22 protein-coding genes and 1 riboswitch are annotated in these 25,034 nt (G+C 62.1%); of the genes, 19 read left to right on the forward strand and 3 right to left on the reverse strand.

Features of this window, described 5'->3' with window-relative positions; genetic code table 11:
- Nucleotides 1-9 precede the first annotated feature (9 nt).
- The 12 genes from RBB32_RS06980 to RBB32_RS07035 all read left to right on the forward strand — a co-directional run bounded on the left by RBB32_RS06980 (nt 10) and on the right by RBB32_RS07035 (nt 14,938).
- Entirely contained in the window at nt 10-3,054 is a 3,045-nt protein-coding gene (locus RBB32_RS06980) for an efflux RND transporter permease subunit (protein WP_306151986.1), read from the forward strand.
- Nucleotides 3,055-3,169: 115 nt separating this feature from the next.
- Nucleotides 3,170-3,385: riboswitch (cobalamin riboswitch) on the forward strand.
- Between the two features lie 125 nt (nt 3,386-3,510).
- Complete coding sequence (locus RBB32_RS06985) at nt 3,511-5,475, forward strand: TonB-dependent siderophore receptor (protein ID WP_306151987.1); 1,965 nt, start codon at nt 3,511-3,513, stop codon at nt 5,473-5,475.
- Nucleotides 5,426-6,316: an ABC transporter substrate-binding protein gene (locus tag RBB32_RS06990; RefSeq protein WP_306151988.1), complete on the forward strand. Its 891-nt coding sequence runs from the start codon at nt 5,426-5,428 to the stop codon at nt 6,314-6,316. The genes RBB32_RS06985 and RBB32_RS06990 overlap by 50 nt, the downstream gene beginning before the upstream one ends.
- Nucleotides 6,313-7,296, forward strand: a complete 984-nt coding sequence (locus RBB32_RS06995; RefSeq protein WP_306151989.1) for an iron ABC transporter permease — start codon at nt 6,313-6,315, stop codon at nt 7,294-7,296. The genes RBB32_RS06990 and RBB32_RS06995 overlap by 4 nt, the downstream gene beginning before the upstream one ends.
- Nucleotides 7,293-8,048, forward strand: a complete 756-nt coding sequence (locus RBB32_RS07000) for an ABC transporter ATP-binding protein (RefSeq protein WP_306151990.1) — start codon at nt 7,293-7,295, stop codon at nt 8,046-8,048. The genes RBB32_RS06995 and RBB32_RS07000 overlap by 4 nt, the downstream gene beginning before the upstream one ends.
- Entirely contained in the window at nt 8,045-8,707 is a 663-nt protein-coding gene (locus RBB32_RS07005; RefSeq protein ID WP_306151991.1) for an adenosylcobinamide amidohydrolase, read from the forward strand. The genes RBB32_RS07000 and RBB32_RS07005 overlap by 4 nt, the downstream gene beginning before the upstream one ends.
- Before the next feature lie 104 nt (nt 8,708-8,811).
- Complete coding sequence (locus RBB32_RS07010; protein WP_306151992.1) at nt 8,812-8,949, forward strand: hypothetical protein; 138 nt, start codon at nt 8,812-8,814, stop codon at nt 8,947-8,949.
- Nucleotides 8,950-9,263: 314 nt separating this feature from the next.
- The gene (gene dctP / locus RBB32_RS07015) at nt 9,264-10,277 is read left to right on the forward strand and encodes a TRAP transporter substrate-binding protein DctP (protein WP_306151993.1); all 1,014 of its coding nucleotides are present in this window, start codon (nt 9,264-9,266) and stop codon (nt 10,275-10,277) included.
- 123 nt (nt 10,278-10,400) lie between these two features.
- Nucleotides 10,401-10,976, forward strand: coding sequence for a TRAP transporter small permease (locus tag RBB32_RS07020; RefSeq protein ID WP_371931029.1), 576 nt, complete (start codon nt 10,401-10,403; stop codon nt 10,974-10,976).
- Between the two features lie 3 nt (nt 10,977-10,979).
- Nucleotides 10,980-12,266 carry a TRAP transporter large permease gene (locus tag RBB32_RS07025; protein WP_306151995.1) on the forward strand — a complete coding sequence of 429 codons (1,287 nt, stop codon included), beginning with the start codon at nt 10,980-10,982 and terminating at the stop codon, nt 12,264-12,266.
- Between the two features lie 13 nt (nt 12,267-12,279).
- The gene (locus RBB32_RS07030; protein WP_306151996.1) at nt 12,280-12,720 is read left to right on the forward strand and encodes a universal stress protein; all 441 of its coding nucleotides are present in this window, start codon (nt 12,280-12,282) and stop codon (nt 12,718-12,720) included.
- Nucleotides 12,721-12,988: 268 nt separating this feature from the next.
- A complete protein-coding gene (locus tag RBB32_RS07035) occupies nt 12,989-14,938 on the forward strand; it encodes a TonB-dependent receptor domain-containing protein (protein ID WP_306151997.1) in 1,950 nt (649 codons plus the stop codon).
- A 45-nt stretch (nt 14,939-14,983) separates the two neighbouring features.
- On the opposite strand, the gene RBB32_RS07040 is transcribed toward RBB32_RS07035, so the two are convergent.
- On the reverse strand, nt 14,984-15,271 hold the full coding sequence (locus RBB32_RS07040; RefSeq protein ID WP_306151998.1) for a DUF2218 domain-containing protein: 288 nt from the start codon (nt 15,269-15,271) through the stop codon (nt 14,984-14,986).
- Nucleotides 15,272-15,396: 125 nt separating this feature from the next.
- Between RBB32_RS07040 and RBB32_RS07045 the strand changes: the two genes are divergently transcribed.
- The 5 genes from RBB32_RS07045 to RBB32_RS07065 all read left to right on the forward strand — a co-directional run bounded on the left by RBB32_RS07045 (nt 15,397) and on the right by RBB32_RS07065 (nt 21,055).
- Nucleotides 15,397-16,284: a siderophore ABC transporter substrate-binding protein gene (locus tag RBB32_RS07045; RefSeq protein ID WP_306151999.1), complete on the forward strand. Its 888-nt coding sequence runs from the start codon at nt 15,397-15,399 to the stop codon at nt 16,282-16,284.
- A 3-nt stretch (nt 16,285-16,287) separates the two neighbouring features.
- Nucleotides 16,288-17,241 carry an ABC transporter permease gene (locus RBB32_RS07050; protein WP_306152000.1) on the forward strand — a complete coding sequence of 318 codons (954 nt, stop codon included), beginning with the start codon at nt 16,288-16,290 and terminating at the stop codon, nt 17,239-17,241.
- Nucleotides 17,231-18,175 carry an iron chelate uptake ABC transporter family permease subunit gene (locus tag RBB32_RS07055; protein ID WP_306152001.1) on the forward strand — a complete coding sequence of 315 codons (945 nt, stop codon included), beginning with the start codon at nt 17,231-17,233 and terminating at the stop codon, nt 18,173-18,175. The genes RBB32_RS07050 and RBB32_RS07055 overlap by 11 nt, the downstream gene beginning before the upstream one ends.
- Nucleotides 18,172-18,924: an ABC transporter ATP-binding protein gene (locus tag RBB32_RS07060; RefSeq protein WP_306152002.1), complete on the forward strand. Its 753-nt coding sequence runs from the start codon at nt 18,172-18,174 to the stop codon at nt 18,922-18,924. The genes RBB32_RS07055 and RBB32_RS07060 overlap by 4 nt, the downstream gene beginning before the upstream one ends.
- Before the next feature lie 157 nt (nt 18,925-19,081).
- Complete coding sequence (locus tag RBB32_RS07065; protein ID WP_306152003.1) at nt 19,082-21,055, forward strand: TonB-dependent receptor domain-containing protein; 1,974 nt, start codon at nt 19,082-19,084, stop codon at nt 21,053-21,055.
- A 259-nt stretch (nt 21,056-21,314) separates the two neighbouring features.
- Here the strand turns inward: RBB32_RS07065 and RBB32_RS07070 are convergent, their stop codons facing one another.
- Nucleotides 21,315-22,208: a LysR family transcriptional regulator gene (locus RBB32_RS07070; protein ID WP_306152004.1), complete on the reverse strand. Its 894-nt coding sequence runs from the start codon at nt 22,206-22,208 to the stop codon at nt 21,315-21,317.
- A 127-nt stretch (nt 22,209-22,335) separates the two neighbouring features.
- Here RBB32_RS07070 and RBB32_RS07075 point away from each other — a divergent pair, with 127 nt between their 5' ends.
- Complete coding sequence (locus tag RBB32_RS07075) at nt 22,336-23,553, forward strand: pyridoxal phosphate-dependent aminotransferase (protein ID WP_306152005.1); 1,218 nt, start codon at nt 22,336-22,338, stop codon at nt 23,551-23,553.
- Nucleotides 23,550-23,969: a RidA family protein gene (locus RBB32_RS07080; RefSeq protein WP_306152006.1), complete on the forward strand. Its 420-nt coding sequence runs from the start codon at nt 23,550-23,552 to the stop codon at nt 23,967-23,969. The genes RBB32_RS07075 and RBB32_RS07080 overlap by 4 nt, the downstream gene beginning before the upstream one ends.
- Before the next feature lie 183 nt (nt 23,970-24,152).
- Here RBB32_RS07080 and RBB32_RS07085 read toward each other — a convergent pair whose 3' ends face one another.
- A complete protein-coding gene (locus RBB32_RS07085; RefSeq protein WP_306152007.1) occupies nt 24,153-25,022 on the reverse strand; it encodes a LysR family transcriptional regulator in 870 nt (289 codons plus the stop codon).
- Between the last annotated feature and the right edge of the window lie 12 nt (nt 25,023-25,034).

Raw genomic sequence — 25,034 nt, forward strand, 5'->3', positions numbered from 1 at the left:
GGCGCGCAGATGTCAATCGCACGCGCCTCCATTGATCGGCCCCTTTTCATCTGGATTCTTATCCTCGGTCTTCTTTTCGGTGGCATCTGGGCTTTCCTGACGCTGGGGCGGCTTGAAGACCCCGACTTTACCATCAAGCAGGCCGTCGTCGTGACCCAGTACCCCGGCGCAAGCGCCGAGGAAGTCGCAATTGAAGTCAGCGAACGACTGGAATCGGCAATCCAGCAGATGGGCGAAGTTGACGAGATCAACTCGATCAACCAGCCGGGACTGTCGACGATTGACGTGATCATTCGCGATACCATCGGCGGTGACGAGCTGCCCCAAATCTGGGACAAGCTGCGCGCCCGCGTGGCCGAGGCCGCGCCCCGGCTGCCGGATGGCGCCGGTACGCCAACGGTCAACGACCAGTTCGGCGATGTGTTCGGGGTGTATTATGCGCTGACGGCACCGGGCTTCACGGATGCCGAGATACACCAGATCGCCACCTACCTGCGGCGTGAAATCCTTGCTGTCGACGGTGTCGCCGATGTCAGTGTCGGTGGCCTGCCTGAAGAGGCGATCTTTGTCGATGCGATCCCGGCGCTTTACGCCACGCAGGACATTTCACCCCTGGCTTTCGTGGACGCGATCAACAATGCCAATTCCGTGGCGGATGCTGGAACGGTCAAGCAGGGCGGCGTGCGCGCGCGCATCACCTATCCCGAGGGATCGGACAGCGTGGGCGAGATCGCGGGATTGACCATCGGGGTCGAGGGGCAGGTGCTTAACCTTGCGGATTTTGCGCAGGTGCACCGCGAGCGGGTCGAAACACCCGGCCTGATGATCCGGTACAATGGGCAAGAGGCGATCACGCTGGGCATTGCGGGGATTTCGACCGAGAATATCGTGGATGTCGGCAACCGTGTCGATGCGCGGCTTGATACGTTGATGGACAATCTGCCGGTCGGTGTGCAGCTGCAAACGATCTATGCGCAACATGAGGTTGTCGACGAAAGCTCGCAGGCCTTTCTGATCAATCTTGCCACATCCGTTGCCATCGTCGTGGTGGTGTTGGCGCTGTTCATGGGCTGGCGGGCCGCGGTCGTGGTCGGTGGAACGCTTCTTCTGACGGTTGTGGGCACGCTGTTTTTCATGGGGATTTTCGCGATCCAGATGGAGCGCATATCGCTGGGCGCATTGATCATCGCGATGGGGATGCTGGTGGACAACGCCATCGTGGTCGCCGAGGGGATGCAGAAATCCATGGCGCAGGGCAAATCCTCACGCGGGGCCGCCGACGAGACGACCCAGCGCACGCAGGTGCCGCTTCTGGGGGCCACGGTTATCGGGATCATGGCCTTTGCCGGGATCGGGCTGTCGCCGGACAGCACGGGCGAATTCCTGTTTTCGCTTTTCGCGGTCATAGGTATCTCGCTGTTGCTGAGCTGGATTCTTGCGATCACGGTGACGCCGCTTTTGGCGCATATGCTGTTCCTGCGAGGGACCGAAGATGCGGGCGACCCTTATGGCGGGGCCCTCTTCCAAGCCTATGGCGCGATACTGCGGCGGGCGTTGCGCGCGCGCTGGATGGTGGTGCTGCTGCTGATCGGGATCACCGCGGCATGTTACGCGGGCTTTGGCCGGGTTGCGCAGCAGTTCTTTCCCAATTCCAACACGCCGCTTTTCCTTGTGCATTACAAGCTGCCTCAGGGTACGGATATCCACAGCACGAGCGAAGACCTTGCAAAGGTCGAAAACTGGCTGTTGGCACGTGACGAGGTTGTCAGTGTCAGCGCCTTCGTGGGCGAGGGGGCGGACCGTTTCCTGTTGACATACCAGGGGGAGCGACCGAACCCCAGCTACGGACACTTGATCATTCGTACCGAAACGCTGGAGGATATCCCGCCGCTGCGGGCCGATCTGGACGCCTTCGGGACACAATCCTTGCCCGGTGAATTCCGCACCGAGCGCATGGTCTTTGGCCCCGGCGGCGGGGCGCCGATTGCGGCACGTTTCTCCGGGCCCGACCCGGTGACGCTTCGCCGGCTTGCCGCGCAGGCAGAAGCCGCCATGCGCGAGGCCAGCGACAACCTTAGCCACCTGCGCAACGATTGGCGGGAACAGGAATTGGCCTTGCGCCCGCTATACGCCGAAGACCGGGCGCAAACGGCGGGTGTGACGCGCGACGACATCGCCACGACCCTGCGGGTCGCCAACGACGGTATCACCGTTGGCAACTATCGCGAGGACGACCGCAGTGTCCCGATCGTGATACGGGACAAGGACACCCCCCAACTGTCGCTGATGGACCGGGTCGTCTTTTCCGACAGCGCGGGCAGTTTCGTGCCGCTGCAACAGGTGATCGACGGCTTCGACCTTGTTCCCGAGAATACGCTTTTGATGCGGCGGGACCGGGTGCCGACGATCACCGTGCAGGCCGGTATTCCCGCCGATATGACCGCCGCGCAGGTCCATGCCGAGATTCGGGATGCCGTTGAGGCAATCGAACTGCCGCGGGGCTATACCTTCGAATGGGGCGGGGAGTATGAGAACGCGCGCAACGCCAACGAAAGCCTTGCCGGTCAGCTGCCGGTGAGCATCCTGATCATGGTACTGATCTCGGTGCTGCTGTTCAATGCGCTGCGCCAGCCCTTGATCATCTGGCTGCTTGTCCCGATGAGCGTGAACGGCGTCGTACTGGGCCTGCTGGGCACCGGGCTGCCGTTCACCTTCACGGCGCTTCTGGGGTTGCTGAGCCTGTCCGGGATGCTGATCAAGAACGGGATCGTTCTGGTCGAGGAAATCGACCTTGTCCGCGCCGAGGAACCGGATCTGGATCGCGCCATTGAAAGTGCCTCGGTCTCGCGTCTGCGTCCGGTGATGCTGGCCGCTGCGACGACGATCCTTGGCATGGCCCCGCTGCTGGGTGATGCGTTCTTCGTTTCCATGGCGATCACCATCATGGGCGGGCTTGCCTTTGCGTCGATCCTGACGCTTATCGCGGCACCGGCCTTGTACCGCATCCTGTTCCAAGGCGATGCGCAGGGCAAGCGTTCGGAGGTGCCGCAATAAAGGGCGGCCTGACAATTGCAGACGCCGCCCAATGCGTTGCGCGAAAGACCCGCTATGCGCCACCGCGACAGATTGAGCATGTAAAGATTTTTCTTTTCATGGCCGTGGTTCCGCGATATCCACCACGCGCTTCGGTCCGAACGATGCAAGGTTCGGGTAATAGGGAACACGGTGCGGTTTAGCCATCAGGCGCCAAATCCGTGACTGCCCCCGCAACTGTAGGCGGCAAGTGAAGCCGGAATATGTCACTGCGGCGCGCAAGCGCGGTGGGAAGACCCGGCCAAGCAATGACCCGCAAGTCAGGAGACCTGCCGAGGTGATCACCCTGTCCGGACGCGGGGCGCGTCGCGGGCAACGGACCTTCCGTAGTGGTGGCATTATCACCGTTTGCGGGAGGGGATTCCTCCGCAGGCCACAATAAACACTACGCGCCGTGCGCGAGCCGAGGAATTTGCGATGTCCAAACAGATATCAACACCACTGAAAGCGGCACTTGCAGTTTTTGCTACGCTCCATTCCGGATCAGCTTTGGCCCAGGAGGGCACGTTTGACCTGGGTGAAATCGTTATCACCGCCACGACAAAGCCCATCGAGAAATTGCGCTCGGGCGCATCTGTCGAGGTTCTGGGCGAGGACGAGACCGTCGCCCAAAGCGGTGATTTGCAGTTGAAATCGTCGTTGCAGCGCCTGCCGGGCGTGACCGCGCAGCAAAACGGCCCCGCGGGCACTCCGTCCAACATCGGCATTCGTGGCGCGCAGGAACGGTATACGGCGATCTATATCGACGGCATCAAAGTGAACGATCCGTCCTCGACCTCGGGCCAGTACAGCAATCTTGGCGGGCTTACGGCCAGCGGCCTCAGCCGGGTTGAGGTTCTGAAAGGATCTCAATCGGCGCTTTACGGCGGCTCGGCCGTTGCGGGGGTGGTCAATGTCTTCACCATGCCCGATCTTGATGGCCCCGAGGGAACACAGCATCGCGCCGAAGTGATGTACGGAAGCCATGGCACTTTCACGGGCTCCTATTCTTTTAGTCGACGGGTCGGCGACCTGAGCCTTTCTTTGGGCCTTTCCCATGCCGAAAGCGATGGCTTCTCGGCAGGAGATGAAAACCGTGGCAATACCGAGGATGACGGATACAGCAACGACCGCCTCAGCTTTGGTTTGGCCTACCAGGCATCGGATGCGGTGCGTGTCGGCGTGAACGGGTTCTATTCGGTCGGGCGCTCGGAATTCGACGAAGGCACCGGCGCGGGCCCCGTGGACGGCACGCCCGGAGACGAACGCGGCAAACGCACCGAACGGGGCATACGGACCTTTGCCGAGATCGACAACGGCGGGGCCTGGACACATGAATTTTCCGTGTCCTATTACGATGTTGACCGCAGTCAATCCTCGATAACCGTGGCCCCCGGTAGCTTCAGCCCCTACACGAGCCGCTTCAAAGGGGAACGCCGTCGTCTGGACTGGCAGTCGAATGTCGAAGTGTCCGAACAGTTCAGCCTCAGCTTTGGCGGTGATCATGAAAAACTCACGTCGAAGGACAGCTCGATTCCAGGCGGCAGAGCCAGCACCAGCAATAGTGGGGTCTTTGCGGAAGCGATCTATAGCCCGCGCGATGATCTCGATGTGATCGGAACCCTGCGCTACGATGACAATTCGCAATTCGGGGATAAGACCACCGGCAGGCTTGCCGTCAGCTATCGCCCGACCGAGGCACTGACCTTGCGGGGTGCAATCGCGAATGGTTTCCGTGCGCCTGTTCCTTCGGAACTTTACAGTGCCTTCCCCGATCCGCTTTACCCGTATCAAGGCAACCCGAACTTGGCCCCCGAGGAAAGCGAAAGCATCGAAGTCGGTTTCGATCTGGCGCTTGGTGGCGATACCACCATCAGCACAACCGCCTTTCACAAGGGCATCAGCAACCTCGTGCAATACGACCCATGCCCCGTGACGATCGATTTCACGCTGTTTTCCTGCGATCCGGGCACTTTTTCCACGGTCACGAACACCCCCGGAACGACCACGTTCCAAGGTTTGGAATTCCAGCTTGAGCACAGTTTTTCCGAGCATTTGGGAGTGATCTTGGCCTATACTTATATCGACGCGGAAACCGCCGCGGGCGCGCGGTTGCCCCGCGTGGCCCAACACGAGGCCTTCCTTGGCCTTGACGCCGCGTTGACGGATCGCGTGAATGGGCAGCTTTCGGTGACCCATGTCGCGGACCGCGCGCCCGACAACAACCCGGCGCAGGCCATGCCGGATTACACGGTGGTCGATTTGGGCTTTGATTATGAGATAAACGAAGGCACTACGGCCTATCTATCGGTGCACAATGTACTGGATGAACAGTATCAACAGGTTGGCGGCTATGGCACGTCCGACAGGGCTGTCTTTGTCGGGCTTCGTGCGGAATACTAAAGCCATACGGCGTGCGGCGCACAGCCTTGTGCTGTGCGCTTGTCTTATCGCGGGCGCGGCGCAGGCCGCCGCGCCCGAGCGCGTGGTGTCGATCAACCTGTGTACCGATCAACTCTCCATGCTGCTGGCCGACAAGGGGCAACTCCATTCGGTCAGCCATATTGCGCTTGATCCGCGGGTTTCGGCCATGGTCGACACGGCCCGCGACTACAAGGTCAACCACGGGCTTGCCGAGGAAATCTATCTTATGCAACCGGACCTCGTGGTGGCCGGGGCATGGTCTGATCGCGCAACGGTGGATTTGCTGCGGCAGCTCGATATTCCGGTGGCGCTTTTCAAACCGGCGAATTCCTTGGACGATGTGCGCGAGCGTATCCGGCAAATGGGCACCGTTTTGCACCGTCAAGACACCGCAGAGGCCGTGATCGAAGGGTTCGATGCCCGCCTTGCCACCCTTGGGCCCGGGGGCACCCCCAATCCTAGCGCGGTGGTCTATTATGCGAATGGCTACACGGCGGGCGACGACACGCTGGCCGGGGAAATCCTGCGTGTGGCGGGGTTCGATAATCCCGTGGGTACAGGCGGCTACGCCATGGGCCGTAAGCTTTCGCTTGAAATATTGGCGATGACCGACCCCGATATCGTCATCACCGCACGGCCCTATCCGGGTGCGTCGCGATCCGAGGCGATTCTCGAACATCCGGTGGTCAAGGCGCTGCGGCACGATCGCGCCAATGCCACGATGGCCGACCACGATTGGGTGTGTGGGACGCCTTATGTGTTACGCGCCATCGAACAGCTTGCGGCGGCCCGCAAAGACATCACCGGGCAGGCCGAATGAGCCGGCTGATGATCGTTCTTTGGGTCTTGGTGGTGGCCCTCGCATCGGTTTCGCTGCTGACCGGCCCGGCGGGCATCGGTCCGGGCGACAGCCTTGCGGCCCTTGTCACCGGCGATGGTGGGCCGATCACGCTGGTCATGCGCGAGATTCGCCTGCCGCGCATGATCCTTGCGCTTCTGATCGGTGGCTCGCTTGGGTTGGCGGGGGCGGCGATGCAGGGCTACCTGCGCAACCCGCTGGCCGAACCGGGGCTGATCGGGGTTTCGGGCTCGGCCGCGTTTGGCGCGGTGCTGGCGATCCAGACGGGTCTCTCGGCGACTTTCGCCCTTGGCCTGCCGCTTATGGCATTGGGTGGGGCACTGGCGGGCGTCATGCTTGTGATGCTGCTTGCCGGGCCAAGGGGCGGGTCGCTGACGCTTATTCTTGCAGGCATTGCTGTCTCGGCGCTTGCCGGTGCGCTGACCTCGCTGGTGCTTAACCTTTCGCCCAATCCCTTTGCCGCCAATGAGATCGTCTTCTGGATGATGGGCTCGCTTGCCGACCGCTCGATGACCCATGTCTGGCTTGTCCTGCCCTTCATGGCGGTGGGTATCGCGATCCTTGCATCGCTTGGCCGTGGGCTTGATGCCCTCACTCTTGGCGAGGACGCCGCCGAGGCCTTGGGCATGGCCCCCAAGGGCCTGCGCCTCAAGTTGGTGCTTGGCACGGCCTGCGTGGTGGGGGCCGGAACGGCGGTGGCCGGTGCGATCGGTTTCGTGGGGCTGGTGGTGCCGCATATACTGCGCCCACTGGTGGGCGCGCGGCCCTCGCGGTTGCTTTGGGCCTCGGCGCTTGGTGGTGCGGCAATGGTCCTGGCCGCCGATATTGCCGTGCGCGTTATCCTGCCTGAACGCGACCTCAAGCTCGGCGTTCTTACGGCGCTTGTGGGCGCGCCGCTTTTCCTGCACCTGATCCTCAAACTCAGACAGGAGCGGATATGAGCCTTCTGACCCTGTCCAACCTCTCGGTGTGCTTGCGCGGGCGTGACGTGTTTCGCGATATCTCGCTTTCCATCGGGACTGGCGAACTTGTCGGCCTGATCGGCCCGAACGGTGCCGGCAAGACAACGCTGATGCGGGCGGCGCTTGGCCTTTTGCCGTCCTCCGGGCAAAGCACGCTGGCCGCCCTGTCGCAGGCCGAGCGCGCCCGGCAGGTGGCGTGGATGCCCCAATCGCGCGAGATTGCCTGGCCGGTCAGCGTGGCAGACGTGGTCATGCTGGGCCGTTTGCCGCATATGACCAGCCGCCAGCCATCGCAGGTGGACCGGCAGCGCCGGGACGAGGCGCTGGCGTGGATGGAGCTTGAGAATATGCGCGACCGCGCCGCGACCCGGCTGTCGGGCGGGGAGCAGGCGCGGGTGCTGATCGCGCGGGCGCTTGCGCAGGACACACCGCTTTTGATGGCCGATGAACCGGTTGCCGGTCTTGATCCGGCACATCAGATTTCCACCATGCAAACCTTTGGCAACCTGGCGAAGGCGGGTAAATCCGTACTTGTCTCGCTTCACGATCTCAGCCTTGCGGCGCGGCATTGTACGCGGATCGTGATGCTGGGCGAGGGCGGGCTGGTGGCCGATGGCCCGCCCGCAGAGGTGCTTACGCCTGAACGCATTGCGCATGTTTTCCATATCACCGCGTGGTACCGCAGCACCGAAGACGGCCCGATTTACCAACCGCTTGAGGTGATCCGATGAGCGCGGTGATGCTTGATCGTCCTTGGCTTGAATTCGATCTGGGACGTGAAATGCAGGTCTTAAGCTGGGCCGTGCATCGCCCCGGTCTTGTGAAGGCCCGGCGTATCCTCTGGCGCGAAGTGCGTAACGCCGACCTGCCCCCGGACCTTGATGTCGAGGCGTGGCTTGAACGTCAGCTTGCACAGCGCGGCGCCGAAGATGCCGTTACCTTCCTGACGTCGCGGGATATCCGGCAGGTGACACAAGCCACAGTCGCCTCCGGCGCAACCGAGGCCCAAGCCGTGGCCACGGTGGGCCTGTCCAATGCCGAACGGGTGGGCCACAGGTTGGACCGTTCCGGTCAGGACTGGGGCACGATCAACGTGGCGCTGCGCCTGAACCGCAGTTTGACCCAGCCCGCCTTGCTGGAAGCGATGAGTGTCGCGGTGCAGGCGCGCACCGCCGCCGTCATGGATGTCGACATGCCGCTTGCCCCCGGGCGGGCGACGGGCACGGGCACCGATTGCGTTGCCATCGCCGCTTTCGAGGGGGGCGTCAAATATGCTGGGCTGCACACCGAGATCGGCGAGGCCACGGGCCGCGCCGTCTATACCGCCGTTTTTGAAGGGGCGCGTCAGTGGATGGCGACGCAGGGGCGAAGCCTCGATGCGATGATATGACGGTGCGCCGCTTAGATATCGGGTCGACATGATGGCATCCCAAAGGCCTGCGCCAACCCTCCTCTGACCTGCCACACCAACGTCAACCCCATGAGGAAAGCGCGATGAACCCGGCGGAATGGCTGTTGCGCACGGCCCGCCGGATGCCCAAGGCCCCGGCGTTGGTACTGGGAACCGGCATCGTGGCGGATTACCATGAATTCGAACGCCGGGCAGCGGCCATGCGGTCCAAAGGGCCTTGACGACGCGAAGCGCGTGACCGGTGTCTAGGGGCCGGTCGCGTCCATCTTTCGGTGTCCGACCGCCTCTTTTCACGACAACCCGCGGGGGAATTCCTGTTTTGCGCCCAGATCAGCTTTTATTTTCCTAAGCACTTCCAGGCGTTGGCAAAATTTGGAGATCACTTAGTAACACATTGATAATAATAGGGTATTTCCATCACTGCGCTGGTGGCATGCACGCGGTTTTACTTTGGAGTTATTTGTAATGGATCATTGACAGGTTACAATCACGGCGTCAGCTTAGACGAAATGACGCAGTAATAAGGAGATTGGCCATGGCTAGATTTTTGCACACATCCTTGGCGGCAGCCATTGCAACCGGCATGACGTTCAGCGCAAGCGTCGCTCAGGCAGACACTTGGCGATATGCTTTTGAAGAGGCGCTCGACGAGGTGCAGGGTGTTTATGCCCAGAAGTTCAAGGAAGAGGTCGAGGCCAATTCCGACCACACCGTGCAACTCTTTCCCTACGGCACTCTTGGCGAATCCGCCGACACGATGGAACAGGCCCAGACCGGTATCCTGCAATTCGTCGACCAAAGCCCGGGTTTCACCGGGTCGCTTATCCCCGAGGCACAGGTTTTCTTCGTGCCCTACCTGCTGCCGCAGAGCACCGAAAAGCTGGGCGAGTTTTTCCGCACCTCGAAGGCCATCAACGAGATGTTCCCAGAGCTTTACGCCGAGCAGGGTCTGGAACTCCTGACAATGTTCCCCGAGGGCGAGGTCTGCATGACCACGCAGGAACCGGTCACCGGGCCGCCCGATCTCGACCAGGTCAAGTTCCGCGTGATGACCAACCCGCTGTTGGTTGAAAGCTACAAAGCCTTCGGTGCCACGCCCACGCCGCTGCCGTGGGGCGAAGTTTACGGCGCGCTTCAGACCGGTATCATCCAGGGTCAGGAAAACCCGATGTTCTTCATCGATTCGACCAAGATGTACGAGGTGACCGAGGTCATCACCTGTGCCGGCCACAACAACTTTACCACCGCCGTGATGGCCAACAAGGATTTCTATGACGGTCTGTCCGAAGAGGATCAGCAGGTGGTCCAGGACGCGATCGACGTCGCCTTCGACCACATCATCGACTACCAGAAGGGCCTTCACGAACAGAGCATCGAGAACATCAAGGAAGCCAAGCCCGAGATGGAGGTGAATACCCTCAGCGAAGAACAGCGTCAGCCTTTCGTCGAGGCCGGTGCTTCGGTCGAGGAAACCTTCCTTGAAATGACCGGCGACGGCGGGAAGAAGATTCTTGACCAGCTGAAGGCCGATCTCGAAGCCGTGCAATAATTATAAAAGACCATACGGCGGCTGCGCCTTTCGCGTGGCCGCCGTGGCATCTATTGAACGCGGGGACAGCCAATGTCAGACGAACACGGCTCTCAGATTCAGTCGCAGACCGACACGACGGGAATGGACGACGAACCCACGGGCGAATACGTATCCACGCTGCCCGGTTTTCTTGGAACCATTGATATTCTCATAAGTAAGATCGAGGCGGTGATGCTTGCCGTCGGCGTATTGCTGATGGCGGCCAATACCATTGCCAACGTGATCGGGCGCTTCGTTTTTCAGAACAGCATTTTCTTCTCCGAGGAACTTAACCGTATCCTCATCATCCTCATTACCTTCGCCGGGATCAGCTATGCGGCACGCCACGGGCGGCACATCCGAATGTCGGCGATCTACGACACCATGCCGCCCAAGGGGCGCAAGTTGATGATGATCGTCATCACGCTTGTCACGGCGGTCTTCATGTTGGGCCTTGCCTGGTACGCCTATGGCTACATTCTTACGCAGGCCGGACGCGGCCGCGTGCTGCCCTCGCTTCAGATCCCGGTCTGGATCACGCTGGTCTGGGTGCCCGTGGGCTTTTTCATGACCGGCGTGCAGTACCTGCTGACGGCCATCAAGAACATCATCGACAAAGATATCTACCTCTCGACCGCCGTGCTCGAAGGGTATGACGACGACGAGAAGGAGGTCTGAGACATGGCCCTGACCATCTTTTCCATCATGATCGTACTTTTGCTGCTGGGCTTTCCGATGATGATCCCGCTCATTGTCGGTGCCTTCGTGGGGTTTTACACCATGTTCGGCGGCTTCGGGCAGCTTGAAACCATGATCCAGCAGATCATGGCCGGTATCCGGCCCGCCTCGCTGATTGCGGTGCCAATGTTCATTTTCGCCGCCGATATCATGACACGCGGGCAGTCGGCCAACCGTCTGATCGACCTTGTCATGTCCTTCGTGGGCCACCTAAAGGGCGGGCTTGCCGTATCCACCGCCGCCGCATGTACCATGTTCGGCGCGGTCTCGGGCTCCACGCAGGCGACCGTGGTCGCCGTCGGCTCTCCGCTGCGCCCCCGGATGCAGAAGGCGGGTTACAACGACAGCTTCATCCTTGCGCTTATCGTCAATTCCTCGGATATCGCCTTCCTGATCCCGCCCTCTATCGGCATGATCATCTACGGCGTTGTCTCCAACACCTCGATCGCCGAGCTTTTCATCGCCGGTATCGGGCCGGGCCTGCTGATCCTGTTCCTGTTCTCGATCTACGCCTGGATCTACGCTGTTCGCAACAACGTGCCGACCGAACCGAAATACAGTTGGGGCGAACGCCTCGTCGCCGGGCGCAAGGCGCTTTGGCCGCTGGGCTTTCCGCTGATCATCATCGGCGGCATCTACGGCGGCATCTTCAGCCCGACCGAGGCGGCCGCCGCCTGTGTGTTTTACGCGCTGGTGCTCGAGGTTCTCATATTCCGCGAACTCGACCTCAAGGGCGTCTACGAAACCGCGAAATCCACCGGTCTCATCACCGCCGTGGTCTTCATCCTCGTGGGTGTCGGCGCGGCCTTCTCATGGGTGATTTCCTTCGCCCAGATCCCGCAGCAGATCCTTGGGTCCATCGGCATCGACGAGATGGGCCAGATCGGGGTGCTGTTCGTGATCTCGGTGGCATTCTTCGTCGGCTGCATGTTCGTCGACCCGATCGTGGTGATCCTCGTTCTGGTCCCGATCTTCGCCCCCGTGGTCGATTCCGTCGGCCTCGACCCGGTTCTGGTCGGCACGATCATCACGCTGCAGGTCGCTATCGGGTCGGCCACACCGCCCTTCGGATGCGATATTTTCACGGCCATCGCCGTGTTCAAGCGTCCGTACATGGAGGTGATCCGCGGTACGCCACCCTTCATTTTCATCCTGCTATCGGTCGCCGTGCTGCTGATCTTCTTCCCCCAGATCGCCTTGTTCCTGCGGGACCTTGCCTTCGCGAAATAAACGGGAGACAGAGATGTACAAGTCCATACTGGTACCCTTCGACGGGTCGCCCAATTCCGAGCTGGCCCTCGACCGGGCCCTTGAAATGGCCGAGCTTTGCGGCGGCGCGGCTGTCACCATCCTGACGGTCTATCGCCACCATTCCATGCTGGAGGCGTCGCTTTCGATGGTGCGCCAGGAAGATCCGGGTAACATGGACGACGCCATGCGCAGCCACGCCGAAGAGGTCGTGGCCACCGCGAAGAAACGCGCGCAGGACGCCGGCAAGACCGACGTCCGCGCCTTCGTCAAATCCGGTGCCACGTCGCGTAACATCGTCAAGTTCGTCAAGGAACACGACATCGACCTCATCGTGATCGGCCGCCGTGGCATGGGATCAATGGAAGGTTATCTTCTGGGCAGTGTCTCGCAGAAGGTCACATACCTGTCTCCGGTGCCGGTGTTGATCGTCTGACCCGCGCGATTTCGCGAAAATTCGAACACGGACCCGCAAAGGTGCTCGAACCGGTATGCGGTCAATGACGCTTGGCCTGCCGTAGGCGCTCTATGCGTCGGTGGGTTGCGCATGCCGGATTCCGCGCCCCGGACCATCCCGCCGCTTGGGGTGTCGCCCTTGCCGGGGCGCGAGTGGTTCTCATTGCAATTCCGGGCGCCTTGTGAAAAGTGTGGCGAACAGGCAGCCAATTATCCGCTACCCAGAACAAGACCAAATCTACTGGGGAATGGATATGCGCACTGTCACGCCGTTTGCGTCGGCTATTTTCATCATCGGAACCGGGGGCGCGTTGGCGCAAGCACCCGAACCATTCGTACTCGGCACGATTTTTATCGGGTCGGATGCCACCACCTCCATCGGGATCGACAACGAGGACCTGACGCGCACGACGCCGAAGGATCTGCAGGAAGTCTTCAAGTCCGAGCCGTCGGTATCGGTTGGAAGTTCGCTGCCCATCTCGCAAAAGATCTACGTGAATGGGGTTGAAGAGAATAACCTGAACGTCACCATTGACGGTGCGCGTCAGAACAACCGGATCTTTCACCACAGCGCCACGACCTATATCGACCCCGAACTGCTGAAGGCGGTGCGGGTGGACCCGGGTGTTGCGCCGGCGGATGCGGGACCGGGGGCCATGGCCGGTGCCATTGCGTTCGAAACGAAGGACGTACAAGACCTGTTGGAGGAGGGGCGCACATTCGGCGGGCGCTTCATCACCGAGTACCAAAGCAACGGCGATGTCTTCACCAACAGCCTGGCGCTTTTCGGCGTGTCGGGGCAGTTCGAATACCTTGCCTTCGGCAAATACGCGGATGGGGGCCTGCGCGAGGACGGCTCGGGCGTCGATATCACGGGGTCTGGTACGGGGCTGACCAGCGGGTTGGCCAAGGTCGCGTATAACGCGGAAAATGGCGGTCGGCTGGAGCTGAGCTACGAGTCCGTGCGCGACGATGCCCAAAGACCGTTAAGGGCGGATTTCGCGGGCCTTCGCGGCGTTTTGGCGACGCGGACCTATACACTGGAACGCCAGAACCTTGTCCTGTCTTACGATTTCGGCAACACCACCGAGATGTGGAACCCCTCGGTGCAGGTCGCCTATAATTCGACCGAGCTTTACACCGGGCCGATGCCGGGCGCGACGGATGCCTATTCAGGCGAGACCACCAGTTTCACCGGCAAGGTCCAGAACGAGTTTCAACTGGCGAACGGCACCGTCAACGCGGGTCTCGATTTCTATAGTGACGTGGCGGATATCAACGGCGAGGGCACGGCGGTCTTCTTTGCCGAGGAGAAGGCCACGAATATCGGCCTGTTCGCACAAGCGGAACTGGACATAACCGAGCGGCTTCGCCTGTCCTCGGGCGCGCGCTACGATTTCCAGGAGTTCGAGGGCGTCGATGGCACGAGTTATGACAATGACGGGCTGTCGGCGAATATCGCCGGGGATTTCGACGTGACCGATGCGCTTACGATCAGCGCCGGGGCCTCGCGCGTGTGGGGCGGTATCGCGCTGGCGGAAAGCTTCCTCTTCGATCCGGCCTGGGCATACCCTGCCTCGATCGAGCCGGTGACCTCCGAGAACTATTACCTCGGGGCCAACTACCGGGTTGGCAGGTGGGACTTCAACGCCAAGCTGTTCAAGACGGATATCGACAACGCGCGGACCCTGCTTGATCCGACAACGGGTCTCTTCAACGGCGGACCGGGGCAGGTTTCGGACCTCGACACCGAAGGTTTCGAGGTTGGCGCGGCCTACACATGGTCGAGCGGGTTTGCGCGGATCGCCTATGCCGATATCGACACCAAGGTCAATGGCGGCCCCGCCGACAGTTATACCGGGCGGTACCTGTCGACGCCCCTTGGCGACAACCTTGTCTTCGAGGTGGCCAATACCTGGGACAGGTCGGGCCTGACGCTGGGTGCGGATGCGCAGATCGTCTTCGACAAATCGGCGGCGGGTGCACCCGGCGGCAAGATCGGCGGGTTCGAGGTGGTCAATGCCTTTGCCGAGTATACCCCCCGCCAGATGGAGAACCTGACCGTGCGGGCGGAGATCGACAACATCTTCGACGAAACCTACACCGAGCGGGCGACCTATGGTCAGGACTTCGCGACGGTCACACCGCTGCGCGAACCGGGCCGGTCCTTCAACCTGCGGGCCACGCTGCGGTTCTGAACTGGGCGCTGCCCGGGCCGGTGCGGTCCGGGCAGAGCACCCGCGTCAGGCTGCGGCCCATTCCATGCCCTGGATATTTTCGCGGTGGGCGAAGGTCACGAGGTGATTGTCGATGACGCCCTTGGCGGCGGGCACGTTCTCGTCCTTGTCCACTTCGAAGCGGATCGTAAGCCCCTGCGGATCGGCCTCCATGATCGCGGGGCCGAAGACAAAGTCGGCCCGGCCATGGTTGCCATCGTATTCGGCGTCGATCTTGTGGGCGAAATGCTTGCATAGCTGCGTAAGGTATTTCGCGCCGTTCTCGGTTTCGATGCGTCCGATGATGGTGGGCATGGCCGCCTCCGTTTCGTGATCTCTTGGCCGTAGACTCTTCTTTTGTCTCCGGTTAAGCAAGCCGAAATCGCACCTGCAAAGCCAGACTTCCCAGCCATGCGGGTATTACAAGACAGAGGGAAGACATGTTCCGAAAATTCGCCTTTGCGCTTTGCCTTTCGGCAGGCCCCGTCGTCGCGCAGGACGTGACCGTCGACACGTTTCGCGGGGCCGTGTCCGTGGCGCCGAACCCCGAGACCGTCGCCGTCTACGACATGGCCGTACTCGATACGCTGGAGGCGTTGGGCGTCGAAGTGGGCGGCACGATTTCCAATGTCTACCTTGATTACCTCGAGGATGCGGCCGCGGATGCAGAGCGTATCGGCACCCTGTTCGAGCCGGACATGGAGGCGCTGTATGCCTTGCAGCCCGACCTGATCATCGCCGGGGGGCGCAGCCATGACAAGGTGCCTGACCTTGGCAGGATTGCCCCGACGATCGACATGACGATCCACGACAGGACGCTGGCGACAGGGCTGAAACGGTTGGAGGCCTATGGCGCGATTTTCGACAAGAAGGCCGAGGCCGCGGCACTGGCCGAGACCCTGACGCGCAAGCAGGCCGAGGTCACAAAGGCCGCTTCGGGCGCGGGGCGCACGCTGATCGTGATGACGAACGGCCCGAAGGTATCGGCCTATGGCGCGTCGGGGCGCTTCGGTTGGCTTCACACCGCCTTCGGGCTGGAGGTGGCCTCCGAAGAGATTTCCGGCTCGGACCATGGCGAGGCGATCAGTTTCGAATTCATTCGCCAGGTTGACCCCGACGTGATCCTGGTGATCGACCGCAGCGCCGCGATCGGGGATGTCGAGACGGCGAAATCGACGCTGGACAACGCGTTGGTGCGCGAAACGAAAGCGTGGCAATCGGGCAGGGTCGTTTACCTGGACAGCGCGCCCATTTATATCGCGGCGGGTGGGGTGCAGGCCCTCGAGGCCACCATGGACCAGATGATCGCCGCGTTTTCCGGAAACTGACGTATGTGGAGGGTCGTCCTCGGGCTGGTGGGGCTGCTGGCGCTTTCGGGCCTGTCGCTTTTCATCGGCGTGATTGATTTGCGCCCCAGTGCGCTGTTGCGAGACTCCGAAGCCTTGCAACTGCTTGCGGTGAGCCGCGCACCGCGCCTGTTCGCCGTGCTGATCACCGGCGCGTCGCTGGCGGTGGCCGGAACGATCCTGCAGATGCTGGTGCGCAACCGGTTCGTCGAACCGATGACGGTTGGCACGGGGGAGGGCGCGGCGCTGGGTATCCTGCTGGTCACGCTTTACGCGCCGGCGGCATCGCTTTTTGCAAAGATCGCGATGGCCTCGGCGACGGCGTTCGCCTCGACCGCCGGCTTCCTGGTCCTCGCGCGGCGGCTGCCCCCGACGCAGCCATATATGGTTGCGCTTGTGGGGCTGGTCTATGGCGGGGTGATCGGGGCCGGCGTGACCTTCGTGGCCTACCAGAACGACCTGTTGCAGATGATCGGCGTCTGGGTGACCGGGGAATTCTCGGGCGTGTTGCAGGGCCGGTACGAAACCCTTTGGCTTGCCGCCGTGGCCGCAGTGCTGTGCTTCGTGGCCGCCGACCAGTTCTCGATCCTGGGGCTGGGGCACGCGGCCAGCATCAACCTTGGGCTCAATTACCGGCAGGTGATACTGTTCGGGCTTCTGGCCGTGTCGCTGGTCAGCGGGCTGACCGTGGTCAGCGTCGGTATCATTCCCTTTGTCGGGCTGATCGTGCCCAACATCGTGTCGCGCATGATGGGCGACAACCTGCGCCGCACCCTGCCGGTGATCGCGATGACGGGCGCGGGGCTGGTGTTGGTGGCGGACATCTTGGCCCGTGTGCTGCGCTATCCGTTCGAGATGCCCTCGGCCACGGTTCTGGGGGTGATCGGGTCGGTCGTCTTTATCTGGCTGCTTTACCGCCCGGCGCGTCATGCACCGTAGGCGGCTGATCGTTCTTGCGGTGCTGTGCGTGGCGTCGGCGGTGGCGTACATGACGATCGGCGCGCGCGGCAACTGGGGTTTCGTGCTGGAGTTCCGGGGCGCGAAGCTGGCGGCGCTATGCCTTGTGGCGGTGGCGCTGTCGACTTCGACGGTTCTGTTCCAGACCATCACGCAGAACCGCATCCTGACCCCGTCGATCATGGGGTTCGACGAGTTGTTCGTGCTGATTGTGGCGATGGGGGTATTCGTCTTCGGGATGACGGATGAGCTTGTCGTCACCTCGTGGATACAGTTCACCGTGTCGCTGGTGCTGATGACCGGGGCGTCGCTGCTGCTGTTCGGAACGCTTTTGTTGCAAGAGCGGCCCGACCTGATGCGAATGATCCTGACCGGGCTGGTGCTGACCGTGCTGTTCCGGTCGCTGCGCACCCTGTTGGTGCGGATGCTGGACCCCAACGAATTCAGCGTCGTGCAGGTATCGTCCTATGCCCGGTTCCACCAGATCGAGACCGGCCTGCTGGCCATTTCGGCCGTGACAATCGGTGCGGCGCTGATCGGTGCGTGGCGCATGCGGCATCGGCTGGACGTGCTGTCGCTGGGGCGCGAGGCGGCGATCAACCTGGGCGAGGACGTGCGCCGCGGCACGTTGCAGGTGTTGGTCCTGATCGGCGTGCTGGTGTCGGTGGCGACCGCGCTGGTGGGGCCGACGGCGTTCCTGGGGCTGTTGGTGGTCAGCATCGCCCATGCGGTGACGCCGACGGGGCGGCACGCGGTGTTGCTGATATCTGCCGCGCTGATTTCGGCCACGACGCTGATCGGGGGGCAGGCCCTGCTTGAACGTGTGTTCGGGCTGGTGACGCCGCTGACCGTGGTGATCGACCTTGCGGGGGGCGTGCTGTTCCTGTTCCTGGTGATGAAAGGATTGAAGCGATGATTTCCGTGACGGGTGTAAGCCATGCGCTGGGCGGTAGCACGGTGCTGCACGATATCGAACTGGAGATTCCGAAGGGTAAGGTCACCGCGCTGATCGGGCCGAACGGGGCGGGCAAAAGTACGCTTCTGTCGCTGATCGCGCGGCTGGCGCGGCACCGGACGGGGCGCATCATGGTGGACGAGCTAGAGGTCGGGGCCTGCGCGTCAAACACGCTGGCGCGGCGGCTGGCTATCTTGCCGCAAAGTTCCGAGATCGCGCCGCGCCTGACCATCGCGGAGCTGGTGGCATTCGGGCGCTACCCGCATCACCTGGGGCGTCCCGGCAAGCATGACCGCGAAAAGGTCGCCGAGGCGCTGACGCTGTTCGATCTGGACGGGCTGGCGCAGCGGACGCTGGATACCGTGTCGGGCGGCCAGAGACAGCGCGCGCTACTGGCCATGATCTTTGCGCAGGATACCGACTACTTGCTGTTGGACGAGCCGTTGAACAACCTCGATATCGCGGCGTCGCGGTCGCTTATGGCGCTGTTGCAAAGGCTGGCGCGGGAACATGGGCGCACGGTGGTGATCGTGCTGCATGACATCAATTATGCCTGTGCCTACGCCGATCATATCGTGACCATGAAAGGCGGGCAAATCGGCCCGCAGGGCGATGCCGAAACGCTGGTGGATGGCAGGCTGATGCACGATGTTTTCGGAACCGACGCGGCTGTGCACAGGATTGGCGGACAGACCTTCGTGGCTGTCTGAACCCGCGCCGGGGCCGCCAGAGCGGCGGCATTGATGCAATATTACCAGCCCGGCCATGGGTTGCGGATGATGATGCTTGCACTTTGCGCACCGGCGCTTAAACGTCGCCGCAGAACCGCCAGGGAAGCATGACCGCACGTACCCAGCTTCGACAAGAATGAAATGGGACACAGTCATGAACCTCTCTCGCCTCAGCGTTTTGCTGATCACGACCGCTTTCGTTCCCGTGCCTGCCGCTTTCGCGCAGGACGCCGAAGGCGCCGGTTTCCTCGGTACGATCCGCATCGGCTCACCAGAAGCGCAGGCGCTTCTGGGCAACGACGAGATTTCGGAAGAAGAAATCGAACAGCGCAACCCGCAATCCATCCGCGATGTATTCGACGGCGAAACCTCGGTCACCACCAGCGGCGGCGCGGCGATTGCCAACAAGGTCTTCGTCAACGGTGTCGAGGAAAGCCTGTTGTCGGTCACGATTGACGGGGCGCGGCAGAACAAATCGGCGTTTCACCACACCGGCAACGTTCTGATCGACCCGGCGCTTCTGAAGAAGGTCGAGGTCAGCAAGGGGCTGGCTCCGGCGGATGCCGGGCCAAACGCATTGGCCGGCTCGCTGGCCTATGAAACCAAGGATGCCGCCGACCTTCTGGAAGACGGCGACAATTTCGGTGGCATGACGACGCTGAGTTTCGGCAGCAACAAGGACCGGGGCCGCGCCGGGCTGACGGTGTTCGGGCGCAATGGCGGGTTCGAATACCTGATAAGCGGCACGCGATCGGACAGCGACAGCTACGAAGACGGCAGCGGCGTGACAGTGCCCGGTTCGGGGGCCGATCTCGCCAGCTACCTGGGCAAGTTCGCCTATACCTCTCCGACGGGTCACCGGCTGGAATTCGCGGCCTCCCAGACCGAGGATACGGGCCTGCGGGCCGGGCAGGCGGGGCCCGGCGGCATCATATTCATCCGGCCCGACTTTAGCGGCGTGGTGGGCCGGCCCAGCGTGCTTGTCCCGGCGCTGTCGAAGCGCACTTCCTATACGCTGACCTATACCAAGGACACGGCGACAGATTGGTTCGATCCGTTTTTCCAACTGAGCTATAACGAGCAGGAGATCGACGCTTCGGGTGTCTTCGGCAAGAACGAAAGCTTCAGCGGGACGTTCAAGAACCGCTTTGCCATCGCTGGCGGCGACCTTTCGGTGGGTGTCGATTTCTTCGACGAATCCGCCTCGGGTTTCGGTCGTGGCCCGGGTCCGTTCGGCAGTTCGGGGCGCGAGGATCATCGCAACATCGGGATATTTGCACAGGCGCGGCAGGATCTCGGCGCGCGTGTCTCGGTGTCCTATGGCGCACGCTATGACTGGCAGGAGTTCGAGGCCGCCACCGGCCAGACCTTCAAGGACGACGGTGGCAGCGCCAACGGCTCGGTCGATTTCAAGATCACCGATGCGCTGACCCTGAATGCGGGCTACGCCCACAGCTGGGGCGGGTACGAACTGGGCGAAGCGGCATTGATCAATTTCGGCGGGGCCTGGACCTATAACGGCTTTACCACGTCTCGGTCGGATGCGGGCCGGATCGGCCTGCGCTATGAGCAGGGTCCGTGGCAGGTGAGCGGCGCGTATTTCGAAACCTACGTCAACGATATCAACGCCGTGCTACCCGCCAGCGGTGCCCGGGGCGCGATTGCTGACCTCTCATCCAAGGGCTGGGAGGCGTCGGTCGGCTATAACTGGGGCAACGGGTTCATCCGGGCCAACTACACCGATGCGGATGTCGACCTGAACAGCACGACCATCGGTTCGACGGCGTATTACCTTGGCCGGCCCGTCGGCAAGGCGATTGCCTTCGAAGGTGCCATTGATGTGAGCAACGAGTGGACCCTTGGCGGCACGGCAGAGCTTGCCTTCGAGAACCGCGATACCCCGGTGCCGCTGTCGGGCTACGAGGTGGTCAACCTTTACGCAACTTACACGCCAAGCAGCTTCGACCGGCTTGAGATGCGCCTGGACCTGCGCAACGTCTTTGACGAAACCTACACGAGTCGCTCGTCCGACGGGGTCGGGCAGGGTAACGTGATCGCGTTGACAGAACCGGGCCGCGCGATCAGCCTGACGGCGAACCTCGCTTTCTGAGGCGTGTTCGCTTGCACGGAAAGGCCGCCGCGCTACGCGGCGGCCTTTATTCGTTCACCGGCATCTTGCCGATGGGGCGCGAGTGGGGGGCAAGGATAAGGCCCTCAATAATATCGCATCCAAGGGGCCGCCGCTCAGCAGCGCGTGAACGGTCCTTCACGCCTTTCCATCCAAATTGATTCCGCCATGCTGGCCGTCCGCCGAACCGGGGGGCGTGGGCTGTTGCCTTGGTACCCGGTCCGATGGTGCCGGGGGCGGGTTATTCGGCCTGCTTGCTGGCGTTCTCCCGCGGTCGGGGCTCTGCACAGAAATCGACGAAGGCGTTGATCGCCGCGATGCGGGCGCTGGAGGACGACCACAGGATGCCGGTTTCGCGCACTCCGCACCCGGACAGGCGCTTTTTGCGAAGTGTCAAACCCTCGGGCCAGGGTGGGGCCCAGTCCGGCACGATCGAGACGCCAAGCCCCCGGTTGACCATCGAGGCAATGGCATCCAGCGCATCAAGCTCCAGCCATTCCTGTACCCTCAAACGGTTCCTTTGCAGGTAACGCTCAACGATCTGGCCGCCCCACTGGTTGCGGTCATAGCGGATGAAAGGATGGCTCATGATGGCCGCGTGAGGATCGCCCAGATCGACGTCGCCGGCGGCGATAAGCAACATGTCCTCTTCCCTGATCGTAAGCCAGTTAAGCGATTTCGGGATCGGGAAATGGGGGCGTACGATCACGGCGGCATCCAGCTCGCCGTCAAGTAGCCCGCGATACAGCGCCGCCGATGAGCCCGGCTGCAGGAAATACTCGATCTTGGGGTGTGAAACGCGCAGCCGGGCGATGGCATCGGGCAAAAGGCCCAACAGGGTGGTCGCCGTGGCGCCTATCCTCAGTTGCCCGGCGGGTTCTTCGTTGGCCGCGATGGAGCGTAGATCGCGAACGCTTTCGATCACCGACGGTGCATGGCTCAGCACCGCCAGCCCGGATGCCGTCGGGCGCACGGTCCGCCCGGCGCGCCGAACAAGGTCGTGGCCCAGCTCATGTTCAAGGGCGCGTAACCGCTGTGCCATGGCGGCAGGGGTAAGGTTGAACCGCCGCGCCGCCTCGGCGATCGAGCCGCATTCGGCGATGGCCACGAAAGATTCCAGAAATCGAATATCCATAAGATAGAATTTCTATCGTTTGAAAATACATATGACAACTTTTTCTGCATTTGTTTCGGGCCTAGACTGGCGGTCGAAACGCGAACCATGGGGTGTTCGCGGCCATTCGCATTTTCAGGAGGACATCATGTCGATAGAAGACAAGTTCCGCAGGTTGGGCACCGATAACGCACCGGGGCAAGAGGTCCGCCAGACCTCAACCGGGATCGAAGAAATACTGCGCGGAGACCCCCTGGAGGGGCGGCCCGTCGATTTCTCACATGGGGATGTCGACGCGCATGAACCCACCCCGGGGGCCTTCGAACTGTTCGAGGCCGGGTTCAAGGCAGGCGGTGCGCAGGCCTATACCGAGTACCGCGGCGATATGGGCATCCGGGAAATGCTGGCGCCGCGTCTGGCCGATTTTACCGGCGCGCCGGTGGATGCGGCGGATGGGCTCTTTATCACGCCCGGAACGCAAGGGGCCCTGTTCCTTGCCATCGCCTCGACCGTGACCACGGGCGACAAGGTGGCCATCGTACAGCCCGACTATTTTGCGAACCGTAAACTGGTCGAGTTTTTCGAGGGCGAGATCCTCCCGGTGCAGATGAACTACACCGAGGCCAGCGGCGACGAAGCCGGGCTCGACCTTGGAGAGCTGGAAGAGGCGTTCAAGGCGGGGGCGAAGACCTTCCTTTTCTCGAACCCGAACAACCCGGCCGGGGTGATCTATTCCCCCCGGGAAATTCAACAGATCGCGGCCCTTGCCGACCGCTACGGGGCGACGGTGATCGTCGATCAGCTATACTCGCGTCTGCGCTATAGCGGGGTGGACTATACCCATCTGCGCGCCGAAAGCATCGACCCCGAAAACGTCGTGACGATCATGGGCCCATCGAAAACCGAATCCCTGTCGGGGTTTCGTCTCGGGGTCGCCTTCGGCTCGAAGACGATCATCTCGCGGATGGAAAAGCTTCAGGCCATCGTCAGCCTGCGTGCGCCGGGGTATTCCCAGGCCGTGCTGCGCGGATGGTTCGACGAGCCGCAAGGCTGGATGGACGAGCGTATCCGCCAGCACCAGCGTATTCGCGATGACCTCATGGAGATCCTGCGCGGTATCGAAGGTGTCTTCGCCCGCACGCCGCGCGCGGGAAGCTACCTGTTTCCGCGCCTGCCCGAACTGGCGGTCAGCCCGGCGGATTTCGTGAAGATCCTGCGCCTGCAGGCCGGGGTGATCGTGACACCCGGCACGGAATTCAGCCCGCATACCGCCCGCAGCATTCGGTTCAACTTCTCCCAGGATCACGCGGCGTCGGTGGCTGCGCTGGAACGCATGGCCACCCTGATCGAAAGATACCGCGCGTGACAGCCGCGATTCCGGTCCCGCAAGGCCATTACAGGCCGGCCATGCGCCACGGGGCGATCATTTACACCTCTGGTATGACGCCACGGGTGCAGGGTCGTCTGGTGGCGTCCGGTCCGGTGCGGGCCGACGTCCCGCTTGAGGACTACCGGGATGCGGTCGTGCTGGCCTGTTCAAACGCATTGACGGCGGCCCGCGCGCAGTTGGCCGAGGGCGAGGCGCTTGCCGCCGTCCTGACCCTTTCGGTCTTCATCGCGGCCGAGCCGGGCTTTACGGCGCATGCAAGGCTTGCCGATTTCGCGTCGCACTACCTGCAATCCGAACTCGGGGCCGATGGGGTCGGGGCGCGGGCGGCAATCGGTGTTGCCACGTTGCCGGGAAACGCGCCGGTCGAGGTTCAATTGACCGCCGCGGTTTGACGACACGCTGAAATCATCGCCTTCGGGCCGGTCGCTCCTTTCCACGGCGACCGGCCCGGGCCATTGGCCCTAAAGCGTTTCGCGAAAAACCTGAGTAACAGATTTTCGCGAAACGCAGTGCTCCACTCAATCGTTCTACGCGTTCCGCCTTTAGCTGATGCCTCAGGTTAAAGGCGGAACGCTTTAGTTTTGCTCGGTCACGGTGGTGAAAAACATCTTTGCAAGCTTGGACATGGGCCTGTGGCGTGCACGGTATAGCAGGGCGGTGACCGTCAGGTTCGGTTCGAACGGCACAACCGCAAGGCCCCCCATCTCGATCTGCTGGGTGGCATAACTGTCCACCAGCGCCACGCCAAACCCCGCCTTGACCAGATTGCACGCCGATGCGCTATAGGGCGTTTCCACCGCCCAGTTCAGCGGTAGCCGCGCGTCATCGAATGCCGAGGCGATCAAGGAATGCAAAGGCGATCCGCGGGTCATCATGATCAGCCGATGCCGGGAAAAGTCGCTTGGCCGAACGACAGTGTTGGCCGCAAGCGGATGATCGGCCGGGCAGACACAGATAATGCGGCCGCTGCCAATCGGGGTCGACACGATGTCGGGCGCATCGGTCGGCAACAGGCCCAGGCCAAGTTCGGCCACGTTGGCGCGCACCATCTGCAGCACGTTCTCGCGTCGGCGGATGTCCAGCGAGGTTTTCATCCCCGGCCGCTTGCGCAACACCTTTTCCAGCGTCAGGGGCACAACCGAATGGGCAAGGCCGGGCGTCGCCGCGATCCGCAATATCCCAAGCCGACCTTCGCGAATATCGACGACGCGTTCCTGCACCGACCGGAACGAGGTGATGAACGGGTCGATCTCCTGGAACAGCTGCTCGGCCTCCTCGGTGGGCACAAGGCGGCGACCGACCTTTTCGAACAGGGTCAGGCCCAGTTCGGCTTCGGCGGCTTGCAACATTCGGCTGATGGCGGGTTGCGTCACCGACAGTACATCCGCCGCCGCCACAACCCCACCATGCGAGATGACGGCATGAATAACCTGTAGATGGCGCATCTTCATTATATG

This window comes from Roseovarius sp. MMSF_3281, assembly GCF_030733685.1.
GTDB lineage: Bacteria > Pseudomonadota > Alphaproteobacteria > Rhodobacterales > Rhodobacteraceae > Roseovarius.